This is a genomic window from Caballeronia fortuita (genome assembly GCF_001544835.2).
Lineage (GTDB): Bacteria > Pseudomonadota > Gammaproteobacteria > Burkholderiales > Burkholderiaceae > Caballeronia > Caballeronia fortuita.
In genome coordinates this window covers 286,617-300,067 of the sequence record NZ_FCNX02000008.1, presented here as the reverse complement: position 1 = coordinate 300,067, position 13,451 = coordinate 286,617, and the positions used below count along the sequence as shown (strand labels likewise).

The 13,451-nt window shown below is 64.1% G+C and carries 11 protein-coding genes; 2 read left to right on the top strand and 9 right to left on the bottom strand.

Features of this window, described 5'->3' with window-relative positions:
- The first annotated feature begins 151 nt into the window (after positions 1 to 151).
- A complete protein-coding gene (locus AWB77_RS17575) occupies positions 152 to 2,596 on the top strand; it encodes a bifunctional diguanylate cyclase/phosphodiesterase (RefSeq protein WP_061135700.1) in 2,445 nt (814 codons plus the stop codon).
- Between the two features lie 49 nt (positions 2,597 to 2,645).
- On the opposite strand, the gene AWB77_RS17570 is transcribed toward AWB77_RS17575, so the two are convergent.
- The 7 genes from AWB77_RS17570 to AWB77_RS17540 all read right to left on the bottom strand — a co-directional run bounded on the left by AWB77_RS17570 (position 2,646) and on the right by AWB77_RS17540 (position 11,343).
- Positions 2,646 to 3,104 carry a CopD family protein gene (locus AWB77_RS17570; RefSeq protein WP_061135699.1) on the bottom strand — a complete coding sequence of 153 codons (459 nt, stop codon included), beginning with the start codon at positions 3,102 to 3,104 and terminating at the stop codon, positions 2,646 to 2,648.
- Positions 3,105 to 3,316: 212 nt separating this feature from the next.
- Positions 3,317 to 3,640, bottom strand: coding sequence for a helix-turn-helix domain-containing protein (locus tag AWB77_RS17565; protein WP_061135698.1), 324 nt, complete (start codon positions 3,638 to 3,640; stop codon positions 3,317 to 3,319).
- A complete protein-coding gene (locus AWB77_RS17560) occupies positions 3,627 to 4,001 on the bottom strand; it encodes a type II toxin-antitoxin system RelE/ParE family toxin (protein WP_061135697.1) in 375 nt (124 codons plus the stop codon). Before AWB77_RS17560 ends, AWB77_RS17565 begins: the two co-directional genes overlap by 14 nt.
- Before the next feature lie 236 nt (positions 4,002 to 4,237).
- Entirely contained in the window at positions 4,238 to 6,556 is a 2,319-nt protein-coding gene (gene parC, locus AWB77_RS17555; RefSeq protein ID WP_061135696.1) for a DNA topoisomerase IV subunit A, read from the bottom strand.
- Positions 6,557 to 6,582: 26 nt separating this feature from the next.
- Positions 6,583 to 8,562, bottom strand: coding sequence for a DNA topoisomerase IV subunit B (locus tag AWB77_RS17550; RefSeq protein ID WP_061135790.1), 1,980 nt, complete (start codon positions 8,560 to 8,562; stop codon positions 6,583 to 6,585).
- A 283-nt stretch (positions 8,563 to 8,845) separates the two neighbouring features.
- Positions 8,846 to 10,780 (bottom strand): ATP-binding cassette domain-containing protein, encoded by a 1,935-nt coding sequence (locus AWB77_RS17545; RefSeq protein WP_061135695.1) that lies wholly within the window; start codon positions 10,778 to 10,780, stop codon positions 8,846 to 8,848.
- A gap of 152 nt (positions 10,781 to 10,932) precedes the next feature.
- Positions 10,933 to 11,343: a DUF4399 domain-containing protein gene (locus tag AWB77_RS17540; protein WP_061135789.1), complete on the bottom strand. Its 411-nt coding sequence runs from the start codon at positions 11,341 to 11,343 to the stop codon at positions 10,933 to 10,935.
- 216 nt (positions 11,344 to 11,559) lie between these two features.
- On the opposite strand from AWB77_RS17540, the gene AWB77_RS17535 reads away from it, so the two are divergent.
- Positions 11,560 to 11,742 (top strand): rubredoxin, encoded by a 183-nt coding sequence (locus AWB77_RS17535; protein WP_061135788.1) that lies wholly within the window; start codon positions 11,560 to 11,562, stop codon positions 11,740 to 11,742.
- A 43-nt stretch (positions 11,743 to 11,785) separates the two neighbouring features.
- Here the strand turns inward: AWB77_RS17535 and AWB77_RS17530 are convergent, their stop codons facing one another.
- Both AWB77_RS17530 and AWB77_RS17525 read right to left on the bottom strand, forming a co-directional pair.
- On the bottom strand, positions 11,786 to 12,532 hold the full coding sequence (locus tag AWB77_RS17530) for a class I SAM-dependent methyltransferase (protein WP_061135694.1): 747 nt from the start codon (positions 12,530 to 12,532) through the stop codon (positions 11,786 to 11,788).
- Positions 12,532 to 13,329 carry a bestrophin-like domain gene (locus AWB77_RS17525; protein WP_061135693.1) on the bottom strand — a complete coding sequence of 266 codons (798 nt, stop codon included), beginning with the start codon at positions 13,327 to 13,329 and terminating at the stop codon, positions 12,532 to 12,534. Before AWB77_RS17525 ends, AWB77_RS17530 begins: the two co-directional genes overlap by 1 nt.
- Positions 13,330 to 13,451 lie beyond the last annotated feature (122 nt).

Below are 13,451 nucleotides of genomic sequence, written 5' to 3'. Positions count from 1 at the left end.
CGGACAAACCATCCGCCGGTCATCCGCTGCGCGCCGCGCACGGTATATTCACTCGTTTCGGCCGAACGCCACACAACATGCACCGCTTGATCCATCTCGCGCAGTTCGCAGCACGCCACGCGCTACGCGACAGAACGCCGCTGGACGCGTCATGAAGCGCACGCGCTCGCACGCCTTCTCCGAAACCATCCTCGGCGCGCCTTCGGTGCGGCGCAGGCGCGCGCTCCTCGCGATTCCCGTACTCGGCACCTTCGTGCTCGTGCTGCTATGGGCGGTGATCTTTGCCCGGCTGTCCGTCGAGCGCGAAGCCACCACGCACGAATCGATGGCGTCCGCCGCGATTCTCTCGTCGGCGCTCGAACAGCACACCATCAAGGCGATCCATCAGGTCGACCAGATCACGCGCTTCGTCAAATACGAGTACGAGAAGTCGCCCGACAACTTCGATCTGATCGCCACCGTCGAGAAAGGCGTCGTGCAGAGCGACACGCTCGTGCAGGTATCGCTGATCGACGAATACGGCACGCTGATCGCCAATACGTCCGATCCGCATCCGAAACCGATCGACCTCTCCGACCGCGAGCACTACAAGGTCCACGCGCATTCGAACGACGATCTGCTCTATATCAGCCGTCCGGTGCGCGGGCGCGTGTCCGGGCTCTGGACGTTGCAGATCACGCGGCGGCTCAATCATCCGGACGGTTCGTTCGCGGGCGTCGTGGTCGTGTCGGAAGATCCGGCCTATTTCACCAACGATTTCTACAACGTCGCGTCGATCGGGCGCGAAGGCGTGATCGCCGTCGTGTCGGACAACGGCTCCGTGCTTGCGCGCAGCACGGGCGGCAGCCTCGCGGAAAGCGCCGCCGCCAATGGCGCGAGCAGCGTCGCCGTGAAAAGCAGCGGACGCGGCGCGCCGGCCGACCACGCTCACGGCGAATTCAGCGCGAGCGGCGTCTATCCGACGACCGATCATGCGTCGGGCATCTACGTCGATCCGATCGACAACGTGAAGCGCATCGTCTCGTACCGGCATATCGACGGCTATCCGCTCGGCGTGCTCGTCGGCCTTTCCGAGCGCGAGGAGATGATCGACTACAACCACACGCGCAACGTCTATCTGCTGATGGCGAGCTTCATCTCGCTCGCGATGCTCGGTTTCTTCGCGGTCGCGACGGGTCTCATCGGCAAGCTGCTCGGACGCGAGCGCGAGATGACGCATCTCGTCGAATACGACCTGCTCACCGGCCTGCGCAACCGCTATTCGACGCTGCGCGCGCTCCGGCACGACGTGGCGCAGCCGGAGAATATCGGGCGGCTCGCGCTGCTCTTCATCGACCTCGACAACTTCAAGACGGTCAACGACACGCTCGGCCACAACGCGGGCGACATCGTCCTGCAGATGACCGCGTCGCGGCTCGCGGAAACGGTCGGGCAAAGCGGCACGCTCTCGCGCATCGGCGGCGACGAGTTCGTGGTCGTCGTGAAGGGCGATGATGTCGAACAGCGCGCCGTCACGCTCGCCGACGATATCGCGACGATGTTCGCCACGCCCTTCGACGTGCGCGGCAGTGCGTTCGTGCTGCATGCGAGCATCGGCATCGCGCTCTTTTCTGTGTCGAACGAGAGCGAAATCGATCTGCTCAAGAAGGCCGATCTCGCGATGTACAGCGCGAAGGACGCCGGCCGCAACTGCTATCAGTTCTATTCGCCGCAGTTGTCGCATCGCGCCGATCATCTGATGAAGTGGGAGCAGCAACTGCGCGTCGCGTTGACCGAAGAGCAGCTCTTTCTCGTCTATCAGCCGAAGATCGATCTCACGCGACGCTGCATCACCGGGTTCGAAGCGCTCGTGCGCTGGAACCATCCGCAGCACGGGCTGATTCCGGCGAACGAATTCATTCCGGTGGCGGAATCGACGGGGCTCATCGTGGCCGTCGGCGATTTCGTGATTCACACCGCGTGCATGCAGCTCGCGCAATGGCAGCGCGACGGTTATACGGGACTGTCGCTCGCCGTGAACATATCGGCGGTGCAGTTCTGGCGCGGCGATCTGCTGGAGACGGTCGCGCGCGCGATCGAGGCGAGCGGTATTCCGTCGGACAAGCTGGAACTCGAAATCACCGAGACGGTGATGGTCGAGTATCCGGAACTCGTGCAGGAGAAGATCGTCGCGCTAAAGCGGCTGGGCGTGCGCATCGCGCTCGACGATTTCGGCACGGGGTATTCGTCGCTGTCGTATCTGAACCGCTTCTCGGTGGACACGCTGAAGGTGGATCGCTCGTTCATTCAGGCGATTCCCGAAGACCGCAGCGTCTGCGTGATGGTATCGGCAATCGTCAATCTGGCGCGCTCGCTCGGTCTGACGGTGGTCGTCGAAGGCACGGAGCGCGAGGAACAGATCGCATGGCTCGCCGCGCTCGGGCCGGTGGAAGCGCAAGGTTTCCTGTTCTCGCGCCCGGTGCCGGCCGACGGCGTGCAGGCGCTGCTCGATCGTTTCGGCGTGTGCGGATGGCCGCGCGGACAGTCGCCGCGATCGCGCAAGGGCGAAGGATCGGAGGCGCCGAGCACCGCGCTCAGCGACGAGCGCGGCGCTTGAATCAGCGATTGGATCAGCGGGTGGATCAGCGGGTGGATCAGCGAGTGAATCAGAAGCCGCGCGACAGCACCGCGGTGCCGATCGTCACGACGCCGAGGACGAGATTGATCACGACGAGCCTTCTCACAGTGCCGACCGCCCTCGCGCCATCGGGCCAGTTCTGAGCCTGCACCGCACGGCGGATGCGCGGAAAGACGGCGAAGCGGATATGACCGTAGATCAGCATCATCACGATGCCGAGACCGGCCATCGCGTGGAGCGGCCACGCCGCGTGACCGCCGCCGAATTCCATGAGCAGAAAGCCGCCGGTGAGCAGAATCACGATCACCGAGACGCCGACCCAGTTGAAAAAGCGCGCGAAGACCGACTCCCAGAGCGGCAAGCGAAGTTGCGGCGTGAGGTCGCCGAGCGCGGGGCGCAGGCAGAAGTGCGCGAAGATCATTCCGCCGATCCAGACGGCGACGCCGAGCAGGTGCAGGAAGAGGGCCGCTTCGATGGCTTTGTTCATGGGGTTTCCGAGGTGATTCGCATGATTGGTCGGCTGACGGCGCCGCGAGGATCGGCGGCAGCCACGAGCACCAACCGGGGCAAAACCGCGCTCGACCGTCGAACATAAAGAACTAGGAATGTATCAAGCCGACGGAGTTCCCCTTCGCGGTGCATTTTCATGACGCCGCTTGCGGTTGTTTCGAAACCCTAAGTGTGGGCTTGCCGAACCTTCTATGCGGCGAACACGACTTCAACGCGTCCTGCTTTGGCCGAGCGCCGCGGCGGCCCCACGACGATCTGTACGTTTCGCCCAAGCCGCGCGAGCAATTCGAGCATCTTGGCTTCGCTGATGCCTCGAAACTGTCCGCGCAACAACTGAGAGAGCTTCGGCTGGCTGATGCCGAGCACGTCCGATGCGTGCTGCTGCGTCCAGCGCCGCGCCTTGATGATTTCGCCGATCTTGCCCGCAAGTTGTGCCTTGACGTGCATTTCATCGGCATCGGCGGTGCCGAGGTCGGCGTAGACGTTGCCGCTTCCTTTCTCAATGTCGATCATCGCTTTCTCCCGAGGCATGAGCCAGGGCTGCTTTCAGGCGCGCCCGAATGATTTCGATGTCCTGCCTGGGCGTGGCGACGCCATGCATCGATTTTTTCTGGAAGCAGTGCAGTACGTACACCGCATCTACGAACTTCACCGTGTAGACAGCGCGAAAAGCGCCATCCTGCGTCGACTCCACCACTTCCAGCACGCCCGCCGATCCGAAGCCCTTCAACGGCTTCGCGTGATCGTGCTTCCGGCCCGTTTGCGCCTGATGCAGCGCGAAGCCGAACATATCCTGTATGTCTGTCGGCATCGCTTTGAGATCCCGTTTCGCAAAGGCGACCCAGTAGAGCGGCTTGACTTCTCGTTCTTCCATGACTCATTGGCAGATTATACCCATTTGGTAATATCGCCACGAGGCCTCTTCAAAGCGGGCGCGGGGTGCGCTGCCGATTCAGGAGCCTGCGTGACGTCCAACGCAAGAGTCTGTGCGCTGCCCGCGAACGAAGAAATGATTAATGTCCGAATGTCGATTTACGATCGACCGACGCAAAAAAGCCCGCCTGAAGCGGGCTTCACGTCGATGAAGCGTGGCAAGCGCTCCATGAACCATCACCCTTCAAAAACTGGCCGCAGTTCCATCACCTTCAACGACGAATCCGGCGCCCTTCCCTTCCTCGATCGCTTGCCCATATGCAGTTGCAGTTGCGATCCGCTGAGCTTCTCGTCTTTCACCTTCCCGCCTCGCCCGGTGCCGATCATCATCACGCCGCGCGCATCGATCGCAAGCGCCTGACGCAGCGTTTCCTTCGCATCGAGGCCCATCAGGATGACGCCGCGTCCGCCGCCCGACAACGTCTTCATCTCGTCCATGCCGAAGACGAGCAGCTTGCCCGCGCTCGACAGGCACGCGACATGATTCGCGCCGGGAATCACCGGCATCGGCGCGAGCGGCACCGCGCCTTCGTCGATCGTCATGAACGCCTTGCCGGCCTTCTGACGGCTCACCATGTCGCCGAGCTTCGCGATGAAGCCGAAGCCATTGCTCGATGCCAGCAGCAGTTGCTGCTCCGCGTTCGCCGCGTAGTAATGCAGCAGATGCGTGCCCGATTCGAGCTCGATCAGCGATGTCACCGGCACGCCGTCACCACGCCCGCCCGGCAGCGCGGACACCGGCACCGAGTACACGCGCCCCTTGCTGCCCCACGCGACGAGCGCATCCGGCGTGCGCGCCTGAAACGCCGCGTACAGCCCATCGCCCTGCTTGAACGTGAAGCTCGCCGGATCGAGCCCATGCCCCTTCAGCGCACGCACCCAGCCCTTCTGCGATACGACCACCGTCACCGGTTCGTCGACGACACGCGCCTCGAATGTCGCGCGCTTTTCCTGCTGGATCAGCGTGCGGCGATCGTCGCCGTATTGCTTCGCGTCCGCTTCGATTTCCTTGATCAGCACGCGCTTCATCGCGGCGTCGCTGTTGAGCAGCTCTTCGAGCTTCGTCTTCTCGTCGCGCAAGTCGGAGAGTTCCTGTTCGATCTTGATCGCTTCCAGCCGAGCCAACTGACGCAGACGAACTTCGAGGATGTCCTCGGCCTGCCGGTCGGAGAGATTGAAGCGCGCGATCAGCGCCTGCTTCGGCTCCTCCGATTCGCGGATGATGCGAATGACTTCATCGATATTCAGAAAGACGATCATCCGCCCTTCGAGAATATGGATGCGATCGTTGACCTTGCCCAGACGATGCTGCGTGCGCCGCGTCACCGTCACGAAGCGGAAGCCGATCCACTCGTGCAATATTTCGACGATGCCCTTCTGACGCGGCCGGCCGTCCGCGCCGATCATCACGAGGTTGATCGACGCGTTCGATTCGAGACTCGTGTACGCGAGCAGCGTGTTGACGAACTCGGTCTGATCGATACGGCTCGATTTCGGTTCGAACACGAGCCGCACGGGCGCGTCCTTGCCCGACTCGTCGCGCACGGCGTCGAGCAGCGCGAGCATCGACTGCTTGGTCTGGACCTGTTCCGGCGTGAGCGTCTTCTTGCCGAGCTTGATCTTCGGATTGGTGAGTTCCTCGATTTCCTCGAGCACCTTCTGGCTCGACACGCCCGGCGGTAATTCCGTGATGACGACCTGCCATTGGCCGCGCGCGAGTTCCTCGATCTTCCAGCGCGCGCGCACCTTCAGGCTGCCGCGTCCGGTCTCGTAAGCCGTCGATATCTCCGTGGGCGACGAAATGATCTGCCCGCCTCCGGGGAAATCCGGTCCGGGCAGCTTTTCCATCAAACCCGCATGGCCGATCTTCGGATCGCGGATCATCGCAACCGCGGCGGTGGCGACTTCGCGCAGATTGTGCGACGGGATCTCCGTCGCCAGCCCGACCGCGATGCCCGACGCGCCGTTCAGCAACAGGAACGGCAAGCGCGCGGGCAAGAGCTTCGGCTCTTCGAACGAGCCGTCGTAGTTGGGCATGAAATCGACGGTGCCCTGATCGATTTCATCGAGCAGCAAACGCGCGATAGGCGTGAGGCGCGCTTCGGTGTAACGCATGGCCGCCGCGCCGTCGCCGTCGCGGGAGCCGAAATTGCCCTGACCGTCGATGAGCGGATAGCGCATCGAAAAGTCCTGCGCGAGACGCACGAGCGCGTCATACGCCGATTGATCGCCGTGCGGGTGATACTTGCCGAGCACGTCGCCGACCACGCGCGCCGACTTCACCGGCTTCGCGTTGGACGCAAGCCCCATTTCGCTCATCGCGTAGAGAATGCGGCGCTGAACGGGCTTCTGTCCGTCGCACACGTCGGGCAGCGCGCGGCCCTTCACCACGCTCACCGCGTAGTCGAGATAAGCACGTTCGGCGTAGTCGCCGAGCGTCAGTTGTTCGCCGTCCGGTGCGGTCTGTTCGGCGAAGAGATCGTCTGTGATTCCCATCGATATTCCGTGTTAATGCGTTCGCGTCAGATGTCCGCTTCGACTTCGTTGCCCTTCTCTTCGAGCCAGCTCCGGCGCGATGCCGCTTCGCCCTTGCCCATCAGCATCGTCATGCGCGACACCGTCAGGTCGAAGCCGAGATCGCCGAGCGCGACCGGCAGAAGGCGGCGCGTGTCGGGGTTCATCGTCGTGTCCCAGAGCTGCTCCGCGCTCATTTCGCCGAGACCCTTGAAGCGGCTGATGGTCCACGCCGTTTCGCGCACGCCGTCCTTGCGCAGCTTGTCGAGGATCGCTTCGAGTTCGCCTTCGTCGAGCGCGTAGAGCTTCTGCGCGGGCTTCTTGCCGCGCGCGGGCGCATCGACGCGAAAGAGCGGCGGACGCGCGACGCACACATGGCCGCGCTCGATCAGTTGCGGGAAATGCTTGAAGAAAAGCGTGAGCAGCAGAACCTGGATATGCGCGCCGTCGACGTCCGCGTCCGACAGAATGCAGATCTTGCCGTAGCGCAGATTGGCGAGGTCGATCTGATCGTCGGGACCATGCGGATCGACGCCGATCGCCACCGCGATGTCGTGCACTTCGTTGTTCGCGAAGAGCCGGTCGCGTTCCGTTTCCCACGTGTTCAGCACCTTGCCGCGCAACGGCAGAATGGCCTGAAACTCCTTGTCGCGGCCCATCTTCGCGGAGCCGCCTGCCGAATCGCCCTCGACGAGAAAGAGTTCGTTGCGGGTGATGTCCGTCGATTCGCAATCGGTTAGCTTGCCCGGCAGCACGGCGACGCCCGAACTCTTCTTCTTCTCGATCTTCTGGCCCGCGCGCGTGCGCGCCTGCGCCTGGCGGATCACGAGTTCCGCGAGCTTCTTGCCGTACTCGACGTGCTGATTGAGCCACAGCTCCAGCGCCGGCCGCGAGAACGACGACACGAGCTTCACCGCATCGCGGCTGTTGAGTCGTTCCTTGATCTGCCCCTGGAACTGCGGATCGAGCACCTTCGCCGACAGCACGAACGACACGCGCGCGAACACGTCTTCCGCGAGCAGCTTCACGCCCTTCGGCTGCAGGTTGTGAATTTCGACGAAGTTCTTCACCGCCTGAAAGAGACCGTCGCGCAGGCCGGATTCGTGCGTGCCGCCCGCGGGCGTCGGAATGAGGTTGACGTACGATTCCCGCAGCAGCGGCCCTTCCTCGCTCCACGCGACGACCCACGACGCGCCCTCGCCCTCCGCGAACGTTTCCTCGGTGGTCTTCGAACTCTCGGCGTAGCGTTCGCCTTCGAACAAGGGAATCAGCAGTTCGCTGCCGCCCATGCCTTCGAGCAGATAGCCGCGCAGACCGTCTTCGTATTTCCACGTCTGACGCTCGCCCGTCTTTTCGACGACGAGCACCACTTCGACGCCCGGCAGCAGCACGGCCTTCGAACGCAGGAGACGCTGCAATTCGCCGAGCGGCAGATTGGCGGAATCGAAATATTTCGGATTCGGCCAGGCGCGCACGCGCGTGCCGCTTTTCTTCGCGCCGCGTTCGGCTGCGCGCGTCGTCAGTTCCTCGATGACATCGCCATTGGAGAACGCAAGCTGCGCGACCTTGTTGTCGCGCCAGACGGTCACTTCGAGACGCGTCGCGAGCGCGTTCGTCACCGAGACGCCGACGCCGTGCAGACCGCCCGAAAACGTATAGGCGCCGCCGGCGGCTTTATCGAACTTGCCGCCAGCATGAAGGCGCGTGAACACGATCTCGACGACCGGCACGCCCTCTTCCGGATGCATGCCGAACGGAATGCCGCGGCCGTCGTCCTCGACGGACACGGAGTTGTCATTGTGCAGCGTGACCGTGATCTGCTTGCCGAAGCCGCCGAGCGCTTCGTCGGAGGCGTTGTCGATCACTTCCTGGATGATGTGCAGCGGATTCTCGGTCCGCGTGTACATGCCGGGCCGCTGCTTGACCGGCTCGAGGCCCTTGAGCACCTTGATCGATGCTTCGCTGTAGCCGGCTGCCTTGGCGTTCATGACGAGGCGCTTGCCGCGTTTCGTGTCTGTCGCCATTGCGCTGGATTTTTTCGTGGACATAGTTGAACGTTGATCCGGCTTTCGGACGTGTTCACGCAGGATATGCCACGACGTGACGCCCGAACTGCCGGCGAATGCTTGATGTTGTGCCTGGCCGGATGCGTTGAAAACGCGGCGGAAAACCGCCTGCCTAGCCGAGCCGCGCTAGGAGAATAGCGGTTTTCGCTCGCCGCGCCCACCTCGGCGCGCTAAAACGCGCTCCGCCCGCGGCCGTCGATACCGCCTATTTTCGCTTCGCTTCGAGCTCTTCCCAGCGCTCCAGCGCAACGAGCAGTTCCTCTTCGATCGCCGCGTGACGCTCGGAAAGACGCGCGCCTTCCTTCGCATCCTTCGCGAAGATCGATCCGTCTTCGAGCTGCGCGCCGATCGTCTTCTGTTCCTCTTCCAGTTCCGCGATGCGCCCCGGCAGCGCTTCCAGTTCACGCTGTTCCTTGAACGAGAGCTTCACCGTGCGCTGGGCGTTGCGGCCCGCGGCGCTTTCCTTCGGCGCGTCTTCTTTCGGCGCGTCCTTCGCGCTCTGGCGCGCCGCTTCTTCCGCGATGCGCTCCGAACGTTCGCGCTGAATCTGCCAGTCGGAGAAACCGCCGACATACTCGCGCCACTTGCCGCCGCCTTCCGCCGCGAACACCGATGTCACGACGTTGTCGAGAAACGCGCGGTCGTGGCTCACGAGCAGCACGGTGCCGTCGTAATCGGCCAGCAGTTCTTCGAGCAGTTCGAGCGTCGGGATGTCGAGGTCGTTGGTCGGCTCGTCCAGGACGAGCACGTTCGCCGGCCGTGCGAACAGACGCGCGAGCAGCAGCCGGTTGCGCTCGCCGCCGGACAGCGACTGCACCGGCGAGCGCGCGCGTTCGGGCGCGAACAGGAAGTCGCCGAGATAGCTCATCACGTGCTTCTTCACGCCGTTGACTTCGACCCATTCGCTGCCGGGACTGATGGTGTCGGCGAGCGATTTGTCGAGATCGAGCTGCGCGCGCATCTGATCGAAATACGCGACCTGAATGTTCGTGCCGGTGCGCACGCGGCCTTCGTCGGGCTGCAGTTCGCCGAGAATGAGCTTGAGCAGCGTCGTCTTGCCCGCGCCGTTCGGACCGACGAGGCCGATCTTGTCGCCGCGCATCACGGTCGCCGTGAAGCGGTCGACGATGGTGCGCTCGCCGTAGCGCTTCGTCACGTCGGTCAGTTCGGCGACGATCTTGCCGGACTTCTCGCCCTGCCCGACATCGAGCCTGACATTGCCCTGCACGTTGCGGCGCTCGGCGCGTTCGTTGCGCATCTCGACGAGCCGCGCGATACGCCCGACGCTGCGCGTGCGCCGCGCCTCGACGCCCTTGCGAATCCACACTTCTTCCTGCGCGAGCAGCTTGTCGAACTTCGCCTGTTCGATCTGCTCGACTTCGAGCTGTTGCGCCTTTCTCGTCTGATACGCGCTGAAATTGCCGGGATACGACAAGAGCCGCCCGCGATCCAGCTCGACGATGCGCGTCGCCACGCGATCCAGAAACGCGCGATCGTGCGTGATGAAAAGCAGGCCCGTGCGCAACGTGACGAGCAGCTCTTCCAGCCAGCGGATGCCGTCGAAGTCGAGATGGTTGGTCGGTTCGTCGAGCAGCAGCACGTCGGGCTGCACGACGAGGGCGCGTGCCAGCGCCACGCGCTTTTTCATGCCGCCGGAGAGTTCGCCCGCGCGCGCGTCGCCGTCGAGGCCGATCTGCGCGAGCGTCGTCGCCACGCGCGTGCGCCAGTTCCAGGCGTCGCGCGTATCGAGCGCCGATTGCAGCGCGTTCATGCGCGCGAGCAGTTCGTCGTGCTTCGCGCCTTCGGGCGTGTCGGCGAGCGCGTGCGCGACGGCGTCGTATTCGTCGAGCAACGCGCGCGCTTCGATGAGGCCGGAGGCGACGACATCGAATACGGACGCGTCGAGATCGAACTCGGGTTCCTGCGGCACGTAGACCGTCGTGAGCTCGCTCTGGCGCGTGACGAGGCCGTCGTCGGGCGCGGCAAGGCCGGCTACGATCTTGAGCAGCGACGACTTGCCGGCGCCGTTGCGGCCGATCAGCCCGACGCGTTCGCCCGCTTCGAGCGAGAAGTCGGCGTGGTCGAGCAATGCGACATGGCCAAACGCGAGCTGCGCGTCCGAAATGGAATAAAGCGACATGGGAAAACCGGATGAATGGCGAAGAGTCGGCGGCGAAAGCGGCAGCCGATGCAAGCGGCCATTGTACCGGGCGCGGCGCGCGGCGCTCTATCGTCCGGACGGGATAGAGCGAACGGCATGGCGGCGCGCGGGCCGCCATGCGCAACGTCGTATCACTGTTTGACGTGAACCTTGATCGTCTGGCTCATTTCCGGCCCGTACGAGCGATGCGCGCCGTCGCCGAACTGCATCGTCAGCGTGTGATCGCCGGGCGGCAGTTTCACGTCGGCTTCGGTCTGGCCCTTGCCGAAGTGCAGCGACGTGCCGTTCGCCGGAATGACGGTGTCCTTGGGCAGCGGCTTGCCGTCGATCAGCAGATGATGATGGCCGGTGCCGTCGGTCATCGTGCCCGCCGGCGCGATCGACATGCCGTCGACGCCGAATTTCACGTGCACGGGGCTCGTCACGGTCGCGCCGTCCTTCGGCTCGACAAAATAGACCCGCGCCTGCGCGTGCGCCGCGCCGGCGTACTGCGCGAGCAAAACCGCGCTCGTCAGCATCGCACCCAAGAGCTTTTTGTTCATCGTTTTCTCCATGTTGTGAAACCGGTCGATGGCGCGCAGGCAGCGCCGCGGCCCGAAAAGCATACACCGCGCTTTCGCGGCGCCGGAATCGGGACCATCCTGCGGAGCCGGCTTCGGGGAACGATCGCGCCGATTCCTGTAAGATGCCGGGTCGCCGCGCCGCCCGCCGTCTTCGCGCGTGCGGTCCGTTTATTTCTTTCGAATCAAGAGTCTGTCGTGAGCGAAGTGATCGAATACAAAAGCTGGGTCTGCCTGATTTGCGGCTGGATCTATAACGAGGAAGAAGGCCTGCCCGACGAAGGCATCGCGGCGGGCACCCGTTTCGAGGACATCCCCGCCGACTGGCGCTGCCCGCTGTGCGACGTGGGCAAGGCCGATTTCGTCGCCGTCGAGTTCTGAAGCCTTACGCCGCGCTTGCCAAGCGCGGCCTGTCGTTTCCCTTTCAGCGCGCCACCGCGATCAGCTCGCGGCTCGTTTCTTCGACCGGCGCGCGGTTCCAGTCTCCATACCACTCGATCTGCCCGAACCCCGCGTCGGTCAACAGGCGCGCGAGTTCGTCGCGCGTGCGAAAGCGCAGTTCGCTCGTGGCGCTCACGGTCTGCTCTGGTGCTTCCGGCGCCGTCAGGAAGCGGAAATGCGTCGTGAACGCCGCGCGCCCGGTCGACAGCGGATCGGGTTGCGCGTGCCCTTCGTGCCACACCTGCACCGTCTTTCCGTCCGGCGCATCGACGCATTTCGATGAACGCTCGCGCGTCCAGTGATCCCATGCGCGCGCCGCCGGATTGCGGCTATCGAACGCGATCGCGCCGCCCGGGCGTATCGCGCGGCGCGCGGCCCTGAGCGTCGCGAGGAACGATGCATCGTCGAGAAAGACCTGCGCGACGTGGCCCGTCATCACGAGCAGATCCGCCGCGCCGACGAACGGCAGCGCGCTCGCATCGCCTTCGATCCACGTCACCTCGCCGCCGTGCTCACGCGCGCGCGCCACGCGCAACATCTGCGGCGACGGATCGATGCCCGTCACGCGATGTCCGCGCTTCGCGAGTTCAGTGGCGAAGAGACCGGTGCCGCAGCCCAGATCGACGACATGCGCGGCCGATTCCGCCAGCGCGAGATAAAACGCCGTATCGGCCGCGAACGGATTGAGAACGTCGTAGAGCGCGACGAGGCGCGGATCGTCATAGAGCATCAGCGGCCTTGATAAGTGAGTGCGTCGCGCATCGGCTGGCTGCCGACCATGATCGGGCCGGTGAACGGCGTGTCGAGATCGAGGATGACGAGCACCGCCGATGCAATCGACAGCGCGCCGAGCATGATCGTCACGAGCGAGAGCGCATTGCGCGGCGCGATCAGCCCGAAGCACAGAAAAATGATGAGCAGCCAGCCGACGAGAATGCGGTCGAACGGATAGGAAATCGATCCGTGCGCCTCCTCGATCAGCTTCCAGCGCAGCGCGATCAGCTGCTCGAAACGCGCGGCGGCTTCGGCGGCGAGCTGGCGATGATAGTCATCGCGCGGAACGAGCAGGCGCACTTCGCGCTGCGCCTCGCTCAGGATCGCGCCGAGCGCGCTGCTCGCGAGGTTGTCGCTGTTTTTGGACGGCTCGATCTCCGGATACTCGCCCGGCGGGCGCGGCTCGTTCGGCCACGTGCTCGCGACCGCCGCGGCCGTGTATTTGCGCAGCAACGCGCGCGCGTGTTCGAGGCCTGCGCCGTAGTCGCGCATCGTGCGGTCCAGCTCGATGATCGAAGCCGCGTAGCCGCGCATGTCGTTGTTGGTCGTATCGAAGATCGTTTTCGCCGATGCCGTCAGGAGCCCGAGCACGAGCGCCGCGAACGTGACCAGCATGCCGACGAGCAGTTGAACCAGTTGCACCGTTTCCCGTGCCTTGTGCTCTTCGGGCAAGAGCGGCCGCACGATCGCGCCAATGCCCGTGCTGGCGAGCAGGAGCATGAAGACGAGGACCGCGGTTTCGATTTCCGTCATGAGCGCGCGAGCCGTGATGGCGTGACCGGAGTGGACGCATTATCGACGGGAAATCGCGCGCGGCGCAACGAGAGCGACGGGCCGTGCGTGCTCGAAAACCCGCAGGCCCGCCTATTTCGCGT

Coding starts and splice junctions, on each gene's coding strand:
- AWB77_RS17575 (WP_061135700.1), top strand. CDS start 152: ATGAAGCGCACGCGCTCGCACGCCTTCTCCGAAACCATCCTCGGCGCG.
- AWB77_RS17570 (WP_061135699.1), bottom strand. CDS start 3,104: ATGAACAAAGCCATCGAAGCGGCCCTCTTCCTGCACCTGCTCGGCGTC.
- AWB77_RS17565 (WP_061135698.1), bottom strand. CDS start 3,640: ATGATCGACATTGAGAAAGGAAGCGGCAACGTCTACGCCGACCTCGGC.
- AWB77_RS17560 (WP_061135697.1), bottom strand. CDS start 4,001: ATGGAAGAACGAGAAGTCAAGCCGCTCTACTGGGTCGCCTTTGCGAAA.
- parC (WP_061135696.1), bottom strand. CDS start 6,556: ATGGGAATCACAGACGATCTCTTCGCCGAACAGACCGCACCGGACGGC.
- AWB77_RS17550 (WP_061135790.1), bottom strand. CDS start 8,562: ATGAACGCCAAGGCAGCCGGCTACAGCGAAGCATCGATCAAGGTGCTC.
- AWB77_RS17545 (WP_061135695.1), bottom strand. CDS start 10,780: ATGTCGCTTTATTCCATTTCGGACGCGCAGCTCGCGTTTGGCCATGTC.
- AWB77_RS17540 (WP_061135789.1), bottom strand. CDS start 11,343: ATGAACAAAAAGCTCTTGGGTGCGATGCTGACGAGCGCGGTTTTGCTC.
- AWB77_RS17530 (WP_061135694.1), bottom strand. CDS start 12,532: ATGCTCTATGACGATCCGCGCCTCGTCGCGCTCTACGACGTTCTCAAT.
- AWB77_RS17525 (WP_061135693.1), bottom strand. CDS start 13,329: ATGACGGAAATCGAAACCGCGGTCCTCGTCTTCATGCTCCTGCTCGCC.